Origin of the sequence: Dickeya sp. NCPPB 3274 (assembly GCF_000406205.1) — a bacterium.
GTDB classification, from domain to species: Bacteria; Pseudomonadota; Gammaproteobacteria; order Enterobacterales; family Enterobacteriaceae; genus Dickeya; species Dickeya fangzhongdai.
Genome location: NZ_CM001979.1, coordinates 2,602,831 through 2,624,652 on the forward strand (window position 1 = coordinate 2,602,831; position 21,822 = coordinate 2,624,652).

Annotated in this window: 23 protein-coding genes and 1 other annotated feature; of the genes, 11 read left to right on the forward strand and 12 right to left on the reverse strand. The window is 52.9% G+C overall.

The window, feature by feature from the left end; genetic code table 11:
* The first annotated feature begins 13 nt into the window (after positions 1-13).
* From DXX3274_RS11805 to DXX3274_RS11840, 8 genes are all read left to right on the forward strand, one after another.
* Complete coding sequence (locus tag DXX3274_RS11805; RefSeq protein ID WP_038919172.1) at positions 14-904, forward strand: carbohydrate ABC transporter permease; 891 nt, start codon at positions 14-16, stop codon at positions 902-904.
* Positions 897-1,799, forward strand: a complete 903-nt coding sequence (locus DXX3274_RS11810; protein ID WP_038658343.1) for a carbohydrate ABC transporter permease — start codon at positions 897-899, stop codon at positions 1,797-1,799. The genes DXX3274_RS11805 and DXX3274_RS11810 overlap by 8 nt, the downstream gene beginning before the upstream one ends.
* A gap of 13 nt (positions 1,800-1,812) precedes the next feature.
* Positions 1,813-2,940: an ABC transporter ATP-binding protein gene (locus tag DXX3274_RS11815; protein WP_042859933.1), complete on the forward strand. Its 1,128-nt coding sequence runs from the start codon at positions 1,813-1,815 to the stop codon at positions 2,938-2,940.
* A gap of 13 nt (positions 2,941-2,953) precedes the next feature.
* The gene (locus DXX3274_RS11820) at positions 2,954-4,246 is read left to right on the forward strand and encodes an ABC transporter substrate-binding protein (protein ID WP_042859934.1); all 1,293 of its coding nucleotides are present in this window, start codon (positions 2,954-2,956) and stop codon (positions 4,244-4,246) included.
* A 249-nt stretch (positions 4,247-4,495) separates the two neighbouring features.
* A complete protein-coding gene (gene kdgM / locus DXX3274_RS11825; RefSeq protein ID WP_042859935.1) occupies positions 4,496-5,209 on the forward strand; it encodes an oligogalacturonate-specific porin KdgM in 714 nt (237 codons plus the stop codon).
* A gap of 272 nt (positions 5,210-5,481) precedes the next feature.
* A complete protein-coding gene (gene paeX, locus DXX3274_RS11830; RefSeq protein WP_042859936.1) occupies positions 5,482-6,450 on the forward strand; it encodes a pectin acetylesterase PaeX in 969 nt (322 codons plus the stop codon).
* Positions 6,451-6,527: 77 nt separating this feature from the next.
* Positions 6,528-7,106: a metal-dependent hydrolase gene (locus DXX3274_RS11835; RefSeq protein ID WP_042859937.1), complete on the forward strand. Its 579-nt coding sequence runs from the start codon at positions 6,528-6,530 to the stop codon at positions 7,104-7,106.
* Positions 7,107-7,242: 136 nt separating this feature from the next.
* Positions 7,243-8,634, forward strand: a complete 1,392-nt coding sequence (locus DXX3274_RS11840; protein WP_042859938.1) for an L-cystine transporter — start codon at positions 7,243-7,245, stop codon at positions 8,632-8,634.
* Between the two features lie 66 nt (positions 8,635-8,700).
* On the opposite strand, the gene osmE is transcribed toward DXX3274_RS11840, so the two are convergent.
* Positions 8,701-9,030: an osmotically-inducible lipoprotein OsmE gene (gene osmE / locus DXX3274_RS11845; protein WP_038658322.1), complete on the reverse strand. Its 330-nt coding sequence runs from the start codon at positions 9,028-9,030 to the stop codon at positions 8,701-8,703.
* Between the two features lie 224 nt (positions 9,031-9,254).
* On the opposite strand from osmE, the gene nadE reads away from it, so the two are divergent.
* The 3 genes from nadE to DXX3274_RS11860 all read left to right on the forward strand — a co-directional run bounded on the left by nadE (position 9,255) and on the right by DXX3274_RS11860 (position 11,561).
* Positions 9,255-10,079 (forward strand): ammonia-dependent NAD(+) synthetase, encoded by an 825-nt coding sequence (gene nadE / locus DXX3274_RS11850; protein ID WP_042859939.1) that lies wholly within the window; start codon positions 9,255-9,257, stop codon positions 10,077-10,079.
* A 107-nt stretch (positions 10,080-10,186) separates the two neighbouring features.
* Complete coding sequence (gene yddG / locus DXX3274_RS11855; RefSeq protein ID WP_084478767.1) at positions 10,187-11,080, forward strand: aromatic amino acid DMT transporter YddG; 894 nt, start codon at positions 10,187-10,189, stop codon at positions 11,078-11,080.
* A 73-nt stretch (positions 11,081-11,153) separates the two neighbouring features.
* A complete protein-coding gene (locus DXX3274_RS11860; protein ID WP_042859940.1) occupies positions 11,154-11,561 on the forward strand; it encodes a nitrous oxide-stimulated promoter family protein in 408 nt (135 codons plus the stop codon).
* An 18-nt stretch (positions 11,562-11,579) separates the two neighbouring features.
* Here DXX3274_RS11860 and ihfA read toward each other — a convergent pair whose 3' ends face one another.
* From ihfA to ogl, 11 genes are all read right to left on the reverse strand, one after another.
* A complete protein-coding gene (gene ihfA / locus DXX3274_RS11865; protein ID WP_012769674.1) occupies positions 11,580-11,879 on the reverse strand; it encodes an integration host factor subunit alpha in 300 nt (99 codons plus the stop codon).
* A gap of 3 nt (positions 11,880-11,882) precedes the next feature.
* Complete coding sequence (gene pheT / locus DXX3274_RS11870) at positions 11,883-14,270, reverse strand: phenylalanine--tRNA ligase subunit beta (protein ID WP_042859941.1); 2,388 nt, start codon at positions 14,268-14,270, stop codon at positions 11,883-11,885.
* Between the two features lie 15 nt (positions 14,271-14,285).
* Entirely contained in the window at positions 14,286-15,269 is a 984-nt protein-coding gene (pheS, locus tag DXX3274_RS11875) for a phenylalanine--tRNA ligase subunit alpha (RefSeq protein ID WP_042859942.1), read from the reverse strand.
* 105 nt (positions 15,270-15,374) lie between these two features.
* Positions 15,375-15,499: a sequence feature (Phe leader region), on the reverse strand.
* Positions 15,449-15,493, reverse strand: a complete 45-nt coding sequence (gene pheM / locus DXX3274_RS23750) for a pheST operon leader peptide PheM (RefSeq protein ID WP_106120997.1) — start codon at positions 15,491-15,493, stop codon at positions 15,449-15,451. (Overlaps the previous feature by 45 nt.)
* A gap of 159 nt (positions 15,500-15,658) precedes the next feature.
* Positions 15,659-16,015: a 50S ribosomal protein L20 gene (gene rplT, locus DXX3274_RS11880; protein ID WP_012769671.1), complete on the reverse strand. Its 357-nt coding sequence runs from the start codon at positions 16,013-16,015 to the stop codon at positions 15,659-15,661.
* 43 nt (positions 16,016-16,058) lie between these two features.
* Positions 16,059-16,256 carry a 50S ribosomal protein L35 gene (gene rpmI, locus DXX3274_RS11885; protein WP_012769670.1) on the reverse strand — a complete coding sequence of 66 codons (198 nt, stop codon included), beginning with the start codon at positions 16,254-16,256 and terminating at the stop codon, positions 16,059-16,061.
* A 96-nt stretch (positions 16,257-16,352) separates the two neighbouring features.
* The gene (gene infC, locus DXX3274_RS22855) at positions 16,353-16,895 is read right to left on the reverse strand and encodes a translation initiation factor IF-3 (protein ID WP_012884623.1); all 543 of its coding nucleotides are present in this window, start codon (positions 16,893-16,895) and stop codon (positions 16,353-16,355) included.
* A 3-nt stretch (positions 16,896-16,898) separates the two neighbouring features.
* On the reverse strand, positions 16,899-18,827 hold the full coding sequence (thrS, locus tag DXX3274_RS11895; RefSeq protein ID WP_042859943.1) for a threonine--tRNA ligase: 1,929 nt from the start codon (positions 18,825-18,827) through the stop codon (positions 16,899-16,901).
* A 345-nt stretch (positions 18,828-19,172) separates the two neighbouring features.
* Entirely contained in the window at positions 19,173-19,451 is a 279-nt protein-coding gene (locus DXX3274_RS11900; RefSeq protein ID WP_371206906.1) for a YebO family protein, read from the reverse strand.
* A 174-nt stretch (positions 19,452-19,625) separates the two neighbouring features.
* Positions 19,626-20,417, reverse strand: a complete 792-nt coding sequence (kdgR, locus tag DXX3274_RS11905) for a DNA-binding transcriptional regulator KdgR (protein WP_042859945.1) — start codon at positions 20,415-20,417, stop codon at positions 19,626-19,628.
* A 211-nt stretch (positions 20,418-20,628) separates the two neighbouring features.
* The gene (gene ogl, locus DXX3274_RS11910; protein ID WP_042859946.1) at positions 20,629-21,795 is read right to left on the reverse strand and encodes an oligogalacturonate lyase; all 1,167 of its coding nucleotides are present in this window, start codon (positions 21,793-21,795) and stop codon (positions 20,629-20,631) included.
* Positions 21,796-21,822 lie beyond the last annotated feature (27 nt).

A 21,822-nucleotide genomic window follows, 5' to 3' on the forward strand; every position in this document is an offset into this window, starting at 1 on the left:
GTAGGTAGGCATTATGAATGAAAACAGAATGCTGGGGTTAGCTTATATCTCTCCCTATATAATAGGGTTGATAGTTTTTACCGCTTTCCCCTTTCTTTCATCGTTTGTACTCAGTTTTACTGAGTATGATTTAATGAGTCCGCCCACATTCACCGGCCTGGAAAATTACCACCGGATGTTTATGGAGGACGATCTTTTCTGGAAATCCATGGGAGTCACCTTTGCTTATGTGTTCCTGACCATCCCGCTAAAACTGATTTTCGCACTGCTGATCGCGTTCGTGCTGAATTTCAAATTGCGTGGAATCGGTTTTTTCCGTACCGCTTACTACGTGCCGTCGATTCTCGGCAGTAGCGTAGCTATCGCCGTACTGTGGCGCGCCCTGTTCGCTATCGACGGACTGCTGAACAGCTTTATCGGCGTTTTCGGGCTCGATCCGGTCAACTGGCTGGGCGAACCGTCGCTGGCGCTGATGTCGGTAACCCTGCTGCGCGTCTGGCAGTTTGGCTCCGCGATGGTGATCTTCCTGGCTGCGCTGCAAAACGTACCGCAATCCCAGTATGAAGCCGCGATGATCGACGGTGCCTCGAAATGGCAGATGTTCATGAAAGTGACCGTGCCGCTGATTACGCCGGTTATCTTCTTCAACTTCATCATGCAGACGACGCAGGCGTTCCAGGAATTTACCGCGCCCTACGTCATTACCGGCGGTGGACCAACCCACTACACCTATCTGTTCTCGCTCTATATCTATGATACGGCCTTCAAGTATTTCGATATGGGGTACGGCGCAGCTCTGGCATGGGTGCTGTTCCTGGTGGTAGCCGTCTTCGCCGCTATCTCCTTCAAATCGTCTAAATACTGGGTGTTCTATTCCGCCGATAAAGGAGGAAAAAATGGCTGATATTCATTCCCCACTGTCTGCGCAGGCTATTGCAGCGGCAGAAGTTCGCCGTACGCTGCGCCGTGAAAAAATCAGCGCGGGCATCCGTTACACCATTCTGTTGGCTGTCGGCATTCTGATGCTCTACCCGCTGGCGTGGATGTTCTCGGCGTCGTTCAAACCGAACCATGAGATCTTCACCACCCTCAGTCTGTGGCCTGCACATGCGACCTGGGATGGCTTTATCAACGGCTGGAAAACCGGCACCGAATACAACTTCGGTCACTACATGATCAATACCTTCAAGTATGTGATTCCGAAGGTGGCGTTGACGGTGATCTCCTCCACCATCGTGGCTTACGGCTTCGCCCGGTTTGAGATTCCGTGGAAGAACTTCTGGTTCGCCACCCTGATCGCCACCATGCTGCTGCCGAGCACCGTGCTGTTGATTCCTCAGTACATCATGTTCCGCGAAATGGGCATGCTGAACAGCTACCTGCCGCTGTATGTGCCGGTTGCGTTCGCGACGCAAGGGTTCTTCGTGTTCATGCTGATCCAGTTCCTGCGCGGCGTACCGCGCGATATGGAAGAAGCGGCGCAAATCGATGGCTGCAACTCCTGGCAGGTGTTGTGGTACGTAGTCGTGCCGATTCTGAAACCGGCCATTATTTCGGTCGCCCTGTTCCAGTTCATGTGGTCAATGAACGACTTTATCGGCCCGCTGATTTACGTTTACAGCGTGGACAAATACCCGATTGCGTTGGCTCTGAAAATGTCTATCGACGTTACGGAAGGCGCACCGTGGAACGAAATTCTGGCAATGGCGAGTATCTCCATTCTGCCGTCTATCATCATCTTCTTCATGGCTCAGCGCTACTTCGTTCAGGGCGTTACCAGCAGCGGAATTAAAGGTTAATTGAGGATTTATCATGGCTGAAGTCATTTTCAACAAACTGGAAAAAGTCTACTCCAACGGTTTCAAAGCAGTTCACGGTATCAACCTGACGATCAAAGACGGCGAATTCATGGTGATCGTAGGGCCGTCCGGCTGCGCGAAATCCACTACCCTGCGCATGCTGGCCGGTCTGGAAACCATCAGCGGCGGCGAAGTTCGCATCGGCGACAAGATCGTCAACAACCTGGCGCCGAAGGATCGCGGCATTGCGATGGTGTTCCAGAACTATGCGCTCTATCCGCACATGACGGTTCGCGAAAACCTGGCCTTCGGCCTGAAACTGAGCAAGATGCCGAAAGACAAGATCGAAGCGCAGGTTAACGAAGCGGCCAAGATTCTGGAACTGGAAGAACTGATGGATCGCTTGCCGCGCCAGCTGTCCGGCGGTCAGGCCCAGCGTGTGGCGGTAGGTCGCGCCATCGTGAAAAAACCGGATGTGTTCCTGTTCGACGAACCGCTTTCCAACCTGGACGCCAAACTGCGCGCCTCAATGCGCATCCGTATTTCGGATCTGCATAAGCAGTTGAAAAAGAGCGGTCACCCGGCCACCAGCGTCTACGTTACCCACGACCAGACCGAAGCCATGACCATGGGCGATCGTATCTGCGTCATGAAGCTCGGCCACATCATGCAGGTGGATACGCCGGATAATCTCTATCACTTCCCGAAAAACATGTTCGTCGCCGGTTTTATCGGCGCACCGGAAATGAACATCAAACCGGGCAAGCTGCTGGAAGAAAACGGCCAGATCACGCTGCAGGTAGGCCAGTACACCATGGGCCTTAACCAAACCAAGCAGGATAAAGTTCGTGATTACATCGGCAAGGACATCTGCTTCGGTGTTCGCCCGGAATACGTCACGGTATCGGAAGCGCCTTTCGACGGCGGTCACTTCCAGGGCGAACTGGTGCGCGCCGAAAACATGGGCCACGAATTCTTTATGTACATCAAGGTCGATGGTTTTGAACTGACCAGCCGCATGCCTTCAGACGAAGCCCGGGTCATTATCAATAACAGAATGAATAGTAAGGTGTATTTCAAGTTTGATATGGATAAATGCCATATCTTTGATGCAAAAACAGAACAAAATATCTCTCTTTAAAGGAGTATAACCGATGAAAAAAGTAATCCTACGCACATTGATTGCCTCTTCTCTGGCGCTGATGGCACATCAGTCTTTCGCCGCTGACCAAGTTGACCTGCGCATGTCATGGTGGGGCGGCAACGGACGCCACCAGGTCACGCTGAAAGCCATCGAGGAATTCCAGAAACAGTACCCGAACATCAAAGTGAAGGCGGAATACACGGGTTGGGACGGGCACCTGTCCCGTTTGACCACCCAGATCGCCGGCAACACCGAACCGGACGTGATGCAGACCAACTGGAACTGGCTGCCCATTTTCTCCCGCACCGGTGACGGCTTCTACGACCTGAACAAGGTGAAAGACGTGCTGGATCTGTCGCAGTTTGAAGCGAAAGAACTGCAGGCCACCACGGTAGACGGCAAACTGAACGGGATTCCTATCTCCGTTACGGCGCGTGTGTTCTATTACAACACCGAAACCTGGAAGAAATCCGGTTTGACCGCCCCGAAAAACTGGGATGAGCTGCTGAACGCCGGTAAAGTGTTCAAGGAAAAACTGGGCGACCAGTCCTACCCGCTGGTGCTGGAACATCAGGACTCGCTGGCGCTGCTGAACTCCTACATGGTGCAGAAATACAACATCCCGGCGGTAGACGAGAAGAACAAGAAATTCTCTTACACCGACGCACAATGGGTGGAATTCTTCCAGATGTACAAAAAAATGGTCGATTCCCACGTCATGCCGTCTGCGAAATACTACGCGTCGTTCGGCAAGAGCAACATGTATGAAATGAAACCGTGGATTACCGGTGACTGGGGCGGCATATACATGTGGAACTCCACCATCAACAAGTACTCCGACAACCTGCAGCCGCCGGCCAAACTGGAACTGGGCGCCTACCCGATGTTGGCGGGCGCCAAGGAAGCTGGTCTGTTCTTCAAACCGGCCCAGATGTTGTCCATCGGCAAATCCACCAAGCACCCGAAAGAAGCAGCCATGCTGATCAACTACCTGTTGAACAGCAAGGAAGGCATTCAGGCGCTGGGGCTGGAACGTGGCGTGCCGTTGAGCAAAGCGGCTGTCGCCCAGTTGCGTGCCGATGCCGTCATCAAGGACAGCGACCCGTCGGTAGCCGGCCTGAATCTGGCATTGTCTTTGCCGCATGAAACCAAGACATCGCCTTATTTTGACGATCCGCAGATTGTCGCTCTGTTTGGCGATGCCATTCAATATATCGATTACGATCAGAAATCCGTGGAAGAAACGGCCAAATACTTCCAGCGTCAGGCCGATCGTATTCTGAAACGCGCCATGAAAGAATAATCTTTAATTGGCTGTCTGTTTTAAGCCCCGTGCTCTCCGCCGGGGCTTTTTTATTAAAAATGAAACAAAATGAATCATCCTGCCGATCATCGTCACAATTTGAAATCATTTTGAATTTATTGTGGTTCTAAAAGATCGAGATCACAAAACGATATTAAATAATCCATAAAATAGAACTTGTTCCATAAGAACACATCGACTTTATTTTTTTATTCTTTTCTTTATCTGTATATCTATAGGGAAAATACAATGAAGATTAAATTATTAACTTTGGCAGTTGCATCTCTGGTTAGCGTCAACGCTCTGGCTGTATCTATTGACTATCGTCATGAAATGCAGGATACCGACAAAGCTGGTCATAAAGATCGTCTGTTAATTTCTCACCGCTTTGCTAATGGTTTCGGATTATCCTCCGAAGTAAAATGGGCGCAATCCTCCAAGGATAATACGCCGAATAAACCGTTTAATGAGCAGGTGAGCAACGGCACAGAAGTTGTCGCCAGTTACGTTTACAAATTCAATGACGTCTTTTCTATCGAACCAGGTTTTTCTTTAGAATCAAGCTCATCCAGCAACAACTACCGTCCATACCTCCGGGGGCGTGCTAATGTAACCGACGATCTGTCTGTTGCTCTGCGCTACCGTCCTTATTTCAAACGTAATAGCGGTAGTATTGGTAGCGCTTCAAGCACTACCGATAAAGGTTATACGCTGACCGGTAATATCGATTATACCTTCCTGAAGGATTACACCATCGGTTACGAGCTGGAGTACAAAAAAGGCACCTCTGGCGAGACTATTCTCTCCGACAACGACAATTACGATATTACCCATGATGTGAAGTTGTCCTATAAATGGGACAAAAACTGGAAACCTTACATCGCAGTGGGCAACGTTTCTGGCTCTAAAACCACCGATGAGCGCCAGACTCGTTATCGTGTAGGCGTGCAGTACAGCTTCTGATAGCTGCCCGTGGCGCCGGAATATCGGCGCCGAATATGGATGACAAATAACCTAGCAACAAATTGTTATTTATCATCCAGGTTAATATCTGACGGGAATTAGCCAAACCATCAATTCGTCTTTTAAATTTCTGCGTCTATTTCCCTCCGAGGGGAAATAATGCCATTCGCCAATTTGGGTAAACATTTTACTCTCTTCGATGAAATGTTTACCTGTTTTTTTATCCCCACCGCCGTCATACTGATTTCTATTAATCAAATAGGTAAACTGTCATGTCACTACGAAGGGTAATTGCAGGAACGCTTATGATGTCTGTTAGTGGGTTCAGTCTCGCCGACACCATCTTCCCGGTATGGCCGCAGGGCGAAGCGCCTGGTGCGGCAACATCGTCAGTACAACAGCAGGTCGTTGAACGCAGTAAAGACCCTACTTTGCCAGACCGGGCCGTAACCGGTATCCGCAGCCCGGAAATCACGGTTTATACCCCGGAAAAACCGAATGGCACCGCGTTGTTGATTACCCCCGGCGGCTCCTATCAGCGCGTGGTGTTGGACAAAGAAGGCAGCGATTTGGCGCCCTTTTTCACCCGGCAGGGCTACACCCTGTTCGTCATGACATACCGTATGCCGGGCGATGGTCATCAGGAAGGCGCGGATGCGCCACTGGCCGATGCCCAGCGCGCTATCCGCACGTTGCGGGCCCATGCCGCGCAATGGCACATTGACCCGCAACGCATTGGCATCATGGGCTTCTCCGCTGGCGGGCATGTCGCCGCCAGCCTGGGCACCCGCTTTGCGCAAACCGTTTACCCGGCGCAGGATGAGATCGACCATCTGAGCGCCCGCCCGGACTTTATGGTGTTGATGTACCCGGTCATCTCCATGCAGGAGGACATTGCGCATGTCGGCTCCCGTAAAGCGCTAATCGGCTCTCACCCCAGCGACGCGCAAATCCAGCGCTACTCCGCGGAGAAACAGGTCAGCGCAAAAACCCCACCGACATTTTTGGTCCACGCCATTGACGATCCTTCCGTATCGGTAGACAACAGCCTGGTGATGCTGGCGGCGCTGCGCGCGCACCAGATTCCGGCAGAAATCCATCTGTTTGAACAGGGAAAACATGGTTTTGGTATCCGCGGCACGGTTGGGCTGCCGGCTGCTATCTGGCCACAGCTGCTGGATAATTGGCTAACATCGCTGTCGTCAAAGAAAAATACGGTGAATCAACCGGATAAAACATAACTAGTTACACCGTCACACCTTCCGCTGTCTATCGCAATCTCCTATACTGTATAAAATGACAGTTTTTGAGATGTTTCATGACCGCGGAAGGCCACCTCCTGTTTGCCGTAGCCAGCGCAATCTTCGCTAAAAAAGCAGAATTATCGCCCGTTCTGGCGGCCGGCGACTGGTGGCACATCATTCCCGCCGCCATGCTGACAGCGCTGCTGCCCGACATCGATCACCCGAAATCTATTCTGGGCCAGCGCCTGAAATGGATTTCGGTGCCGATCGCCAGACTGTGCGGACACCGCGGTTTTACGCACAGCCTGCTGGCGATTCTGGCCGGCGTTTATGTTATCCGCACCCAGCTACCCGCAGACTGGCCGTTGCCGGGCGATGTTTATCACGCCATGATCGTAGGGTATCTGAGCCATATCCTCGCCGATATGCTGACTACTGCGGGCGTACCGTTGTTATGGCCCTGTCGCTGGCGCTTTCGTTTTCCCATCCTTAACAGCGACAAAGGGAATCAGCTGGAGCGATTACTGTGCGTAGGGCTGATTCTGTTTATGCTATGGCAACCACAACAGCCGCTGGAATCCTGGCATTACGGCGAACCGGCGCGATGGCTGCAACAGTTAAGTCAGCAACTCCATCAGTTGCTGACGTTCTAAGCTGGCGCGTTATTCCATTCTTATCACCCGATGTTAGTTATCTCTATAACCTCGATATAAAAGACCTGCTATGCTACTGCGCTGGTTACGATTCTCTGACCGTAGCCATTTTGAACATTAAAAAAGGAGTAGTGGGATGAATTTTCCGCTGATAATAAATGTGGTTGTTTTTGCTGTGCTGCTCTTCGCACTAGGGTATGGCGGTAATAAAAACTGGAGTCTGTCTAAAAAGGTGTTGCTGGGCCTGATCACCGGCGTCCTGTTCGGGTTGGTGTTGCATCTGATCTATGGCGACGACAATCCGGTCGTAAAACAATCCATCGCCTGGTTTAACATCGTCGGCAACGGCTACGTACAATTGCTGCAGATGATTGTGATGCCGCTGGTATTCGTTTCAATTCTCAACTCGGTTGCCCGGTTGCATAACGCCTCATCGCTGGGGAAAATCAGCCTGCTGGCGCTGGGCACGTTACTGTTGACCACATTGATTGCCGCGCTGATCGGCATCTTCGTCACCAACCTGTTTGGCCTTACCGCCTCAGGACTGGTACAGGGCGCACAGGAAAGCGCTCGTCTGTCTACCATCCAGAATAGCTATGCCGGTAAAGTCGCGGACCTGAGCGTCCCGCAGTTGCTGCTGTCGTTTATCCCCAAAAATCCGTTTGCCGATCTAACTGGCGCCAACCCGACCTCGATTATCAGCGTGGTGATTTTCGCTGCGTTTCTCGGCGTCGCCGCGCTGCACCTGTTGAAAGACGATGCGGTGAAAGGCGAGCGCGTGCTGACGGCCATTGATACGCTGCAATCCTGGGTGATGAAGCTGGTCCGACTGGTCATGCGTCTCACGCCTTATGGCGTTATGGCGCTGATGACCAAAATGGTCGCCAGTTCTAACCTGCAGGACATCCTCAAGCTGGGCAGTTTTGTCGTGGCTTCCTATCTCGGGCTGGGGCTGATGTTTGGCGTCCATGCCGTGCTGCTGGCGCTGACCGGCGTGAATCCGGCCCGTTTCTACCGCAAGGTCTGGCCGGTACTGAGCTTCGCCTTCACCAGCCGCTCCAGCGCAGCCACCATTCCGCTGAACATTGAGGCCCAGACGCGCCGTATCGGCGTACCGGAATCTATCGCCAGCTTCGCCGCCTCCTTTGGCACCACTATCGGCCAGAATGGCTGCGCCGGGCTTTATCCGGCCATGCTGGCGGTCATGGTCGCGCCGACGGTAGGCATCAACCCGTGGGATCCGATGTGGATTGCCACTCTGGCAGGCATCGTGACGCTCAGCTCGGCCGGCGTCGCCGGTGTCGGCGGCGGCGCGACCTTCGCCGCGCTGATTGTCCTGCCCGCTATGGGCCTGCCGGTGACGCTGGTTGCCCTGCTGATTTCCATTGAACCGTTGATCGACATGGGGCGCACCGCGCTGAACGTCAGCGGTTCGATGACCGCAGGCACCATTACCAGCCAGTTGCTGAAGCAAACCGATAAAACCGTGTTCAATCAGGACGACGACGCCGCATTGACGCAACGTTAGTTCTTTCTGTCATGGCATAAAAAATGCCGGAGCGGTTTCCCCCTCCGGCATTTTTTTACACTCCGATCAGAGTTTCGGATTGGTGTCATATTCCTGACAGCTCTGGAATCCTTTGTTCAGCACGTGGCCGGTTTCATCAAAGCTGACGAAGTAGTATTGAATCTTGCCGTCACGAGTGCCGAGCACATAGGTATTACAGGTGCCGCGGGCGTGAATCATCGTGGCTTCCGTCGATGCGGGGCCGGCAATCCGGTTCACTTCCTGGCGGCTCATGCCTTTTTTCACATCCTTCACCACCGGTTTGGTGAGGAAATTCTCCGCACGATCATAAGCGACACAGCCAGAAAGCATCAGCGCACTTGCCGCGATACACATGAGTAAACGATTTTTCTTCATGGCATGACCTCATTGGCTATCGGTGTTGCTAAGACTAGATAGCAACCGCGGCTTTTTCAAATCGGTCGCGTCTTTTCAACAGGCTGATAGTTGGCGAAAAAGCCTCCGGTTCGATGTAAAACCGCCTGCTTTCTCTTGTTCTTTTGTTCCGCCGGAATTAACGTTACCCTCTGGTGATGTGAATAATTATTCTGGCACATCAATAGGTTCAGGAGGGGGGTGATATGTCATTACAGCAGGAAATCATTCAGGCGCTCGGGGTGAAAAGCACCATCGATCCGGCGCAGGAAGTTCGGGTGAGCGTTGATTTTTTAAAGAATTATCTGAAGGCGCATCCGTTCGCCAAAAGCCTGGTGCTGGGGCTCAGCGGCGGACAGGACTCGACGCTCACCGGCAAATTATGTCAGACGGCTATCACCGAATTGCGCGAAGAAACCGGCAAAACCGATTATCAGTTCATCGCGGTGCGCTTGCCGTATGGCGTGCAGGCCGATGAACAGGACTGTCAGGACGCCATCCAGTTTATCCAGCCGGACCGGGTGCTGACCGTTAACATCAAACCGGCGGTGGACGCCAGCGAAGCGACGCTGCGCGCCATCGGCATCGAGCTGTCTGATTTCGTCAAAGGTAACGAAAAAGCGCGCGAACGCATGAAAGCCCAGTACAGTATTGCGGGCATGAACGCCGGTCTGGTCGTCGGCACCGATCACGCGGCGGAAGCGGTCACCGGCTTCTTCACCAAATACGGCGATGGCGGCACCGATATCAACCCGATTTTCCGCCTTAACAAGCGCCAGGGCAAAGCGCTGCTCAAACTGCTGGGCTGCCCGTCACACCTTTATACCAAGGCGCCAACGGCCGATCTGGAGGACGACCGTCCATCCCTGCCGGATGAAGTCGCGCTGGGCGTAACCTACGAGAAAATCGACGACTATCTGGAAGGCAAGCAACTTGACCCGATGGATAGCGCGATTATCGAAACCTGGTATCGCAGAACTGAGCACAAGCGCCGTCCTCCCGTTACCGTCTTTGATGATTTCTGGCGTTGATGGCCGCGCTGCGTTAGACCCAGAACATTCATGCCAGACCCAAAACATTCATGCGGATACCGACTGGTATCCGCCTTTTTATGCCATGCCATAACGATAAACCCTTGATGATAGCCATAACCCCTTATCGCGCCACGCTGGCCGGCCTGTTGGCGATTATGCTCTGGAGCACCTCTGTTGGCCTGATCCGCAGCCTGACCGAGGCGCTGGGCGCGTTAGGCGGCGCAGCCATGATCTATACCACCAGCGCCCTCTTCCTGCTGTTATTCGGGCATCGACCTACATTTCGTTCCCACTCAAAAATCTACCTGCTGCTCGGCGGCGCGCTGTTTGTCAGCTACGAAATCTGTTTCTCGCTGTCGATTGGGCTGGCGCAAAACCGGATGCAGGCGATGGAATTGGGAATGATCAATTACCTATGGCCCTGCCTGACGATTCTGTTTTCACTGTTTATCAATCAGCAGAAAAGCCGGTTTTGGCTGTGGCCAGGTCTGGCCTTGTCGGTGACAGGGATCCTGTGGATTCTGAAGGGCGATGGCGACTGGTCGCCCGCGCTGATGTGGCGGAATATCAGCGCCAATCCGCTGGCCTATGGCATGGCGCTGATCGCAGCGCTGGTCTGGGCATTGTACTGTAACGTTTCACGCCGCTTCGGCAACGGGAAAAGCGGCATCCTGCTGTTTTTCATCACCGTTTCCGTCGTCCTGTGGGGAAAGTATTTGCTCAGCGACGCACCCGGTTTTTCCTTCCCGGCACAAGCCCTGCTGGAACTGTTGTTCATCGGCGGCTCAACCGCGCTGGCCTATGCCGCCTGGGATGTCGGTATTCAACGAGGCAACATGGCGCTACTGGCAACCGCGTCTTACTTTACGCCGATACTCACAACGCTGATGGCGACGTTGTGGCTGCAAACCGTGCCTACCTTCACTTTCTGGCAAGGCGTCATCATGGTGACGCTGGGATCGCTGCTTTCGTGGCTGGCCACGCGCTCAACCGGTTAATCTGCGTCAGAACACGGTTCTCGTGTTAAATTGCATATATTATGCCATTTAACACAACCACGAGAGCGCTACGATGTCCTCTTCTTCCGGCAAACGTATCCAGCGTGAGATCCAAACGATTCAGGCGATGCTCACGCTGTATGAACGCGCGTTCCCTGCTCCGGCGGATGATGCGGACTACTATGTCAAACTGCGCGATTACGCGCTGAACCGGCTGCAAAAATGCTATTACGGTGAAAACAAACCCGCCTGTAAACAGTGTCCAATCCACTGCTATCAGCCGGCAAAACGGGAAGCCATCAAAGTGGTTATGCGCTGGGCGGGACCGAGAATGCTGTTTTATCACCCGATACTGGCTATCCGCCACCTACTGGATGACCGTAGACCTGCGCCTGCTGCGCCGCAACGTCCACGCACAGGGAGAAGACCTGAATCGCCCGCTTCACTTTCAGACGATTCCGCAAAAGAAAAAGGCCGCTAATGCGGCCTTTTTGTCAAATCAAGACTCTTTGGGTGACGCGTTTTCCACCCTGCTCTTCAATTTCTGCCCTGGACGGAACGTGACGACCCGACGCGCCGTAATCGGAATATCTTCGCCGGTTTTTGGGTTACGTCCCGGGCGCTGGTTCTTGTCCCGCAAATCAAAGTTGCCAAAACCCGACAACTTAACCTGCTCACCATTCTCCAGAGCGCGCCGAACTTCTTCGAAAAACAACTCGACGAGCTCTTTGGCATCCCGTTTGCTGAGCCCAAGCTTTTCAAACAGGTATTCAGACATTTCAGCTTTAGTAAGCGCCATAGGTTAATCCCTCAAGGATGCTTGGAATCGCTGTTTTAGTGCTGCTACGCATTGCGCAACGGTAGCGGCAATTTCCTCTTCTGCCAGTGTACGAGCGGTATCCTGCAATACCAGACTAATAGCCAGACTCTTATACCCTTCCGCTACGCCCTTGCCCCGGTACACGTCAAATAAGTTTACGCCAACTAACTGATTTGCGCCAACTTTCTTGCACTCGGCCAAAACGTCGCCCGCCGGCACGCTTTCAGCCACCACCACAGCAATATCACGGCGATTCGCCGGGAAACGGGAAATGTCCGCCGCCTCAGGCACCACGCGCTCGGCAAGCTTGTCCCACAGGACTTCAAACACCACGGTGCGCCCGTTCAGATCCAGCTTGCGTTCCAGCTCCGGGTGAATCACACCGATGTAACCGATGCGCTCGCCAGCCAGATAAATGGCCGCAGTCTGTCCTGGATGCAACGCCGGATGATTTTCGGCCCGGAACTCAAGCGCAGACAGTTTCCCGGTCAATGCCAATACGGCTTCCAAATCGCCTTTTAAATCATAGAAGTCAACCGCCTGACGCGCCAGATCCCAGTGTTCTTCGTAACGGGTGCCGGTAATCACGCCCGCCAGCATGGTTTCCTGACGCACGCCCAAATCGGCGCTCTGATCCGGAACAAAACGCAGGCCGCTCTCAAACAGGCGCAGCCGGCTTTGCTGGCGGTTCTGGTTATACACCACCGCCCCCAGCAGACCGCTCCACAGCGACAGGCGCATCGCGGACATTTCCACTGAAATCGGGCTCGGCAGAATCAGCGCCTCTTCACCGGGGTGAATCAGCGACTGAATTTTGGGATCGACGAAGCTGTACGTAATCGCTTCCTGGAAGCCGTGATCGACCAGCAGGGTTTTCACGCGCTTAAGCGCCAGATCCGCCTCGCGATGTTGCGTCATCTTCAGCGGCGCCTGAGTAGGAATATTCGGAATGTTGTTGTAGCCGTAAACACGCGCCACTTCTTCCACCAAATCTTCCTCAATCGCCATGTCGAAACGCCAGCTCGGCGCCACCGCCTGCCAGCCATCGGCAGTGTTGGTTACCTGACAACCCAGACGATTCAGAATATCGCTGACTTTCTCATCGGAAATCACATGACCGATCAGACGATCCAGCTTATCGCGGCGCAGCGCGATAGTGGCGCGCGCCGGCAGGTCTTTCTCGCTGACTACTTCCACCACCGGGCCGGCTTCACCGCCGCAGATATCCAGCAGCAGGCGGGTTGCACGCTCCATCGCCTGATGCTGCAATGCCGGGTCCACGCCGCGTTCATAGCGGTGCGACGCATCAGTATGCAGGCCGTAACGACGCGCGCGCCCCGTGATCGACAACGGATTGAAGTAAGCGCACTCCAGCAGCACATCCTGCGTGTCGCCATTCACACCGGAATGCTCACCGCCGAAGATGCCGCCCATAGCCAGCGCTTTCTGATGATCGGCAATCACCAGGGTATCGGCGCTCAGCGTAGCGTCAGTGCCGTCCAGCAGGCGCAGGGTTTCCCCTTCTTTCGCCATGCGCACCACGATGCCGCCTTCCAGACGATTAAGATCGAACGCATGCATCGGCTGCCCCAGTTCCAGCAGCACATAGTTGGTGACATCCACAACCGGATCGATAGAGCGGATACCGCAACGACGCAATTTTTCGCGCATCCACAGCGGCGTGGCGGCCTTAACGTTGATTCCCTTGACCACTCGTCCCAGATAGCGCGGACATGCTTCAGTCGCATCCACCTGAATCGGGAAACGGTCGGCGATGGTGGCGCTCACCGGCTCGATAGCCGGCGCAGCCAGCGCCTGCTCATTCAGCACCGCGACGTCACGCGCCACGCCCAGAATCCCCAGGCAATCGGCACGGTTCGGGGTCACGCTGATTTCGATGGTATTGTCATCCAGCTTCAGGTACTCGCGGATGTCGGTGCCCAGCGGCGCGTCAACCGGCAATTCGATAATGCCGCTGTGATCGTCGGAGATCCCCAGTTCGGAGAAGGAGCACAACATCCCTTCAGACGGTTCACCGCGCAGCTTGGCCGCCTTGATTTTGAAATCGCCCGGCAGAACGGCGCCCACGGTAGCCACCGCGACTTTGAGGCCCTGACGGCAATTAGGCGCGCCGCAAACGATATCCAGCAAACGATCGCCGCCGACGTTGACTTTCGTCACCCGCAATTTGTCCGCGTTCGGATGCTGTGCGCACTCCACCACTTCCCCAACAACCACGCCGTGGAACGCGCCTGCAACCGGCTCAACGCCGTCCACTTCCAGACCGGCCATGGTGATTTGTTCAGATAAGGCATCGCTGCTGATGGCTGGGTTAACCCATTCCCGTAACCAGAGTTCACTGAATTTCATGTTGATATTCCTGCCTTATTTAAACTGTTTGAGGAAGCGTAAATCGTTTTCGAAGAAGGCGCGCAGGTCCGTCACGCCATAGCGCAGCATGGTCAGGCGCTCCATCCCCATACCGAAGGCAAAACCGGAGTACACTTCCGGGTCGATGCCGACGTTACGCAACACGTTCGGGTGCACCATGCCGCATCCCAGTACTTCAAGCCATTTGCCGTTTTTGCCCATCACATCCACTTCGGCGGACGGTTCGGTGAACGGGAAATAGGACGGACGAAAACGCACCTGCAAATCTTCCTCAAAGAAGTTGCGCAGGAAATCATGCAACGTTCCCTTCAGGTTGGTGAAGCTGATGTCTTTATCCACGATCAGCCCTTCCATCTGATGGAACATCGGGGTGTGGGTCTGATCGTAGTCGTTACGGTAAACACGGCCCGGCGCGATGATGCGAATCGGCGGCTGTTGTTTTTGCATAGTACGGATCTGCACCCCGGAGGTCTGGGTGCGCAGCAGACGCCTGGCGTCGAACCAGAAGGTATCGTGATCGGCGCGTGCCGGGTGATGACCCGGAATATTCAGTGCGTCGAAGTTGTGGTAATCGTCTTCGATTTCCGGACCGGACGCCACCGCGAACCCCAGTTCGCCAAAGAAGGTTTCGATGCGATCGATGGTACGGGTGATCGGGTGCAGGCCACCGTTTTCAATCGTGCGACCCGGCAACGAGACATCAATGGTTTCCGCCGCCAGACGCGCATTCAATTCAGCGCCTTCCAGCGCCTGTTTACGCGCATTCAGCGCATCCTGCACCTCCTGCTTCGCCTGATTGATAACCGCACCCGCGGCAGGACGCTCTTCAGCAGGCAGCTCGCGCAGCGAGGTCATCTGAAGGGTTAAGTGACCTTTTTTGCCCAGAAACTCGACGCGCACATTTTCCAGTGCGGCGACGTCTCCAGCCTGTTCTATGGCTGTTCTGGCTTTGGCAACCAGTTCTGCGAGATGTTGCATTGCATTCCTCTTCTTCTGCCTGTATGGCCGACAATCATGATTGGAAAGATACGGTTTTCAGTGCGCCGGACGTTAACACTACCCACGGATTCAGGAATCGGGTCCAATAAAAAAGCCTCCACAGAGGAGGCTTAGGCGCTACTTTTCGTTTCTATTCTTACGCGCAAAGCCCCCGACGTTCAGGCGCTAAAGTAAAAAAAGAAACGGAAAATAGCAGCGTTCATACTTGCGTTACCTTATCGTTGTTTAGCTAATTATTGTCTAACCCGTTGACAATATACCAATTTCGCTCTTTCTGAAAGTTTTTCGTCGGCAATTGCGGAGCGCTGTCAGCTTTCAACCGGCGTTTAAAGACGAAAAGAGGGAGACAAGCTCCCTCTCTCACTGACTTACGCCAGAGCTGATTTCGCTTTTTCAACCAGTGCGCTGAAGGCCACTTTGTCGAATACGGCGATGTCAGCCAGAATCTTACGGTCGATTTCAACAGAGGCTTTTTTCAGGCCATTGATGAATTTGCTGTAAGACAAGCCATTCTGGCGGGCTGCTGCATTGATACGTGCAATCCACAGCTGGCGGAACTGACGTTTACGCTGACGACGGTCACGGTAAGCGTACTGACCAGCTTTGATTACTGCCTGGAAGGCAACACGATAAACGCGCGAACGGGCACCGTAGTAACCTTTCGCTTGTTTCAGGATCTTTTTGTGACGTGCGCGAGCAACCACACCACGTTTTACGCGAGCCATATGCTCTCTCCTAAAGTCTTATTCTGAATTAAAAAAAGGTTACTTATGCGTAAGGCAGACATGCTGCAACCAAGCCCAGATCCCCTTTGGAGACCATTGCTTTCGGACGCAGATGACGTTTACGTTTAGTCGCTTTTTTGGTCAGAATATGACGCAGGTTAGCATGCTTACGCTTGAAACCACCGCTGGCGGTTTTTTTGAAGCGTTTAGCGGCGCCACGTACAGTTTTAATCTTTGGCATTGTTATTTCCACTTCGCATTGTTAAACAATGAATCAGATAAGGCGAACAAAAACCGCGCCACACGAAGGCAGCGCGGAACGTGTTACTTGGGTGCCTTACTGTTTCTTCTTCGGTGCCAGCACCATAATCATCTGACGCCCTTCGATCTTACTAGGGAACGACTCGACGACAGACAATTCATTCAGGTCGTCACGAATGCGATTAAGCATTTCGATGCCGATCTGCTGGTGCGCCATTTCACGGCCGCGGAAACGCAGCGTGATTTTAGCTTTGTCACCATCTTCCAGAAAGCGAACCAGGTTGCGTAGTTTGACCTGATAGTCGCCATCATCGGTACCAGGCCGGAATTTGATTTCCTTGACCTGAATAACTTTTTGCTTCTTCTTCTGTTCTTTGGTGGCCTTACTCTTCTCATAGAGGAACTTGCCGTAATCCATGATTCGGCAAACCGGCGGCTCGGCGTTCGGGCTGATTTCAACTAAATCAACTCCTGCTTCCTCAGCTTTCTCTAACGCTTCATTCAGGCTGACAATACCGATCTGTTCGCCATCAACGCCTGTCAGACGTACCTCTTGTGCGCGAATTTCTCTGTTGATGCGATTAGGACGCGCCGGTTGAACTCGTTTTCCGCCTTTAATACCTTATTCCTCCAACTGATGAAGACTACGGCTGCGAATCTCTTCCTGCAGCTTCGTGATTACTTCACTGACGTCCATGCTTCCCAGGTCCTTGCCGCGGCGGGTACGGACAGCCACTTTGCCTGCCTCCACCTCTTTGTCGCCACAAACAAGCATATAGGGAACACGCCGTAAAGTGTGCTCGCGGATTTTAAAGCCTATCTTCTCATTTCTCAAGTCTGCTTTAACGCGAATCCCCGCATCTTGCAATTTTCTTGTCAATTCGCTGACATAATCAGACTGTGTATCGGTGATATTCATCACCACGGCCTGTACCGGCGCCAGCCAGGTTGGGAAGAAGCCCGCGAATTCTTCGGTCAGAATCCCGATAAAACGCTCCATCGACCCCAATATCGCGCGGTGAATCATCACCGGCACCTGACGCTCGTTGTTTTCGCCGACATAGGATGCGCTCAGGCGGCCCGGCAGCGAGAAGTCAAGCTGTACCGTACCACACTGCCAGGCGCGATCCAGGCAGTCATGCAGGGTAAACTCGATTTTCGGACCGTAAAACGCGCCCTCGCCCGGCTGATAGTCAAACGGAATGCCGTTTTCAGTCAGCGCCGCCGCCAGATCCTCTTCCGCACGATCCCACATGTCATCGCTGCCGATACGTTTTTCAGGACGCGTTGACAGTTTCACCACGATTTTTTCAAAACCGAAAGTGCTGTACATGTCGTACACCATCTTGATGCAGCTGTTCACTTCATCACGCACCTGCTCTTCGGTACAGAAGATGTGGGCATCATCCTGTGTGAAGCCGCGCACACGCATCAAGCCATGCAGGGAGCCTGACGGCTCGTTACGATGGCAACTGCCGAACTCCGCCATACGCAGCGGCAGGTCACGGTAGGATTTCAGCCCCTGATTGAAGATCTGTACGTGGCCCGGGCAGTTCATCGGTTTGATGCAGTATTCACGGTTTTCAGACGACGTCGTGAACATGGCCTCTTTGTAGTTTTCCCAATGGCCGGTTTTTTCCCATAGCACACGGTCCATCATGAACGGACCTTTTACTTCCTGATATTGGTACTCTTTGAGCTTCATGCGCACAAAGGCTTCCAGCTCGCGGAAAATCGTCCAGCCATCGTTATGCCAGAACACCATGCCCGGCGCTTCTTCCTGCATGTGATACAGGTCCAGCTGCTTGCCGATTTTGCGGTGGTCGCGTTTGGCGGCTTCTTCAAGACGCTGCAGATAAGCGCTCAGCTGTTTCTTGTCTGCCCAGGCGGTGCCATAAATGCGCTGCAGCATTTTATTCTTGCTGTCGCCGCGCCAGTAAGCGCCTGACGTTTTCTGCAGTTTGAAATGATGGCAGAAACGCATGTTCGGTACGTGCGGTCCACGGCACATATCGATGTATTCTTCGTGGTGGTATAACCCCGGACGGTCATCATGGCTGATGTTTTCATCCAGAATCGCCACTTTGTAGTTTTCGCCACGCGCCGCAAACGTATCACGCGCTTCCTGCCAGCTGACTTTTTTCTTGATAACGTCGTAGTCTTTGCTCGCCAGCTCATGCATCCGCTTTTCAAGCAGGTCCAGATCTTCCTGAGTCAGGGTGCGGTCCAGATCAACGTCATAATAGAAACCGTTGTCGATCACCGGGCCAATCGCCATTTTGGTGTCCGGCCACAGCTGCTTGATGGCATGGCCCAACAAATGCGCGCAGGAATGGCGAATAATTTCCATCCCCTCTTCATCCTTGGCCGTGATGATGGACAGCTGTGCGTCGGACTCAATCAAATCGACGGCGTCAACCAGTTCACCATTGACCCGGCCGGCAACACAGGCTTTCGCCAGACCCGGGCCGATATCCAGTGCGACATCAAGAGGAGAAACGGCGTGGTCATAATGACGCTGACTGCCGTCAGGAAGCGTAATAACAGGCATGTAAATTCCCTTATTTGCAGTGGTGAGCCACACGAAAGCTCACGTGCAAAAGATATTTGCGTTTGATTTAGGTGTTCGGAGGAAAAGGATTTAACCCACAATTGTTAAATCAGTTCCGCCCTGTGATCAGGTGGCATGGCAACGGTCACAGCGTGACAGTTCAACGGGATAGCGCGCCAATGCCTTAACCCGACGGCGTAGAGTAGCACCATGCTTTCGGGGATGCCACCCATCCGGCCAAAACAGGCGGCAGAAATACGGATTGGCGTCATCGAGATACGAGCGAAGACCCGTCATTACTGCGGGTCTCGTTGCTACCCTCGGCACCATGCCGGGGGTGGAGAATCAACGCTCAGGAATCATGTCCTTAAACAGCGGATCAATCTCGCTTTCCTTAATTTCCGGCAAGGAAACCGGCTGCTCGGCAACAAGCTCTACCTCTACAACCTCTTGTGCCGGCACTGGCGACAGCGATTGCAACAGCGCGATTTGCTGTTTCTGCTGCTCGACAATTTCATGCAACAGCCTGATCTGTTCATTAGCCCGCACACTGGCCCGGTTGATAAAGAACCAGACCAAAATCACCAGTAGCACAATCAGCGCGACAAAAACCACTTCCAGCATGTCTGAAGCAAAACTACTCATGTCTAAAACCTGTTACGTAACCTGACTCAGTCGCGCATTCTAGCACTGTGCCCACAGACAATTCGACAGTCATGCCGAGATTCATTATCTGGAATACCGGGTTTCACCCATAAAAAAGCCTGTCACCGGGACAGGCTGATGGTCAAATTATCCTCAGAACGGATAATCGTGATATCCCATTTGATCGGAAATATTACGCGCCGCCGTATGCAACATGGCGACATACTCGTGTTTATTATCTTCCGAGAAACGAATAGTCGGGAAAGAGATACTTAAGCCGGCAATCACCACGCCAAAGCGATCAAATACCGGAACGGCGATGCAACGCAGCCCTTCTTCCTGCTCTTCGTTGTCTTCGCCGTATCCCTGCTGACGCACCAGATCAAGCTGAGGCAACAACTCTTCCGTACTACCGATGGTACGCACAGTACTGCGCTTGAATTCCACCTGAGACAGAATTTCTTTGACCTCTTCACGGTCACGCCAGGCCAGCAACACCTTGCCAATCGCCGTGCTATGCAGCGGATTCCGACGGCCGATGCGGGAATACATGCGCAAGTTGTACATGGAATCGATTTTATGGATGTAAACAATGCTGTCTTCATCCAACGCACCGAGGTGGATGGTTTCACGCGTTAACGCCGACAATTCACGCATCTGAATATCCGCACTGCGGATTAAATCAACGTTCTGCAGCGCTTTGGCGCCCAGCTCGAACAATTTCAGCGTCAGCGAGTATTTTTCTGATTCACCTTCCTGGGCAACATATCCCAGAGATTTCATCGTCTGCAGGAAACGATAAACAGTACTTTTAGACATCATCACGCGCTGTGAAAGTTCAGTAATGCCAATCTCACGCTCTTCGCCCAACGCCTGCAAAATACCAAAAACCTTTAAGACAGATGACACGGAATCGGGTTGTTTATCTAAATCTGCAATAGCCATTTTTGTGGTTACCCTACTCAGTATTTTTTGTTTTAAAAAAAATAGAACACTTGTTTTAGTATAAAGGGAACGCTTTGAATATGGCAATCAGGCATTACTATAACTGACAATATGATTAAATATTGTCCATTATAATGGCACTGCCGGATTAATAATCTTATTGTAAAAGCGAAAAAAACCGCGCCCTTGGCGGGCACGGTTGCAGGTGCTGTTATTGCCAGACGGAGTCAGGCACTTTTGCCAGATATAATGCCGGTTTGCCATCGACATCAGACGTAAACAGAATATGTTTGTCATCCGGTGTGAAGGACGGGTGCGGGTGCGTTACCTGACGGTCACCCTCCAGTACTTCCCACGAGGTGTTGTGTTGCGCGACCTGGAAATGTTTCCCGGTCTTCATATTGAACACATACAAGAACGGATCGTTTTCAATCTTGTAGCCACCGTCATCTTTCACATCTACCGGCGCATTACACCCATCTCCCACCATCAGCGCACCATCGTAGTTACTCATCAGGTGAGAACACGGCGGCATTTCAGTCAACTGACGGTTTTCCAGCGTTACCGGATCGACACTGCAAATGAAGCGGTTGGTGCTGCCTTTCAGATAGGAAACATAAGCCAGCGCAGAACCATTCGGCACCCAGAACTCGTGGGTGCAACTTTCACCCGGCGCATGTTCTTTCACCTTACGCATATTGGTGCCATCTTCATTGATGAACCACATGCGCGCATCAACTAGGTCATGCGGACCTTCATGGCAGAATGCCACCGTATTATCGTCGCCCGGACGGTAAATGGGATGACCCAGCCATTGGTTTTCCTGCAGAATGGTGTTGGCTTCGCCGGTTTTCAGATCGATACGAATCAAACGGCAGCATGGGTTGGTAAAGTAGAATTCCTGGAATTTTTTCCAGTCGGTCAGCGGTTTCCAATCCTCTTTCTTGATCTCGATGCCGACCATTTTGGTGCAATCGGAGTTGGCAACCCAGGTGCCGTAACCGACCCAATCGTCCGGTACCTGATAAATATTGGTTTCTTCCAGTGTATTCAGGTCAACGCGCATCAGATTACGAACGTTCTTCACATAATACAGCGCATCATCATCTGGAGACAGGAAACCACCGAACGTATTGTCGCCGGTACCTTCGGTCAACTGCGTTGCCTGCTGGGTTTTCAGATCCAGCAAATAGTAGTTCCACGGCCCGTCAAAGGCGCCACCAAACAGCAGCTTGCTGCCATCATTGGAAAAACACTTCTGATAGAAGTAGTTGCGGTGGCAGATAACATCGGGAGGAGTGAGACGCACCACTTCGGTGCCGGTGACTGAATCCTGGTAGGTATGGAACGAAAAAGAAAGCTTTTTACCTTTGGCCATCCGTAAATCCTTAGCGCTTATCGTGAA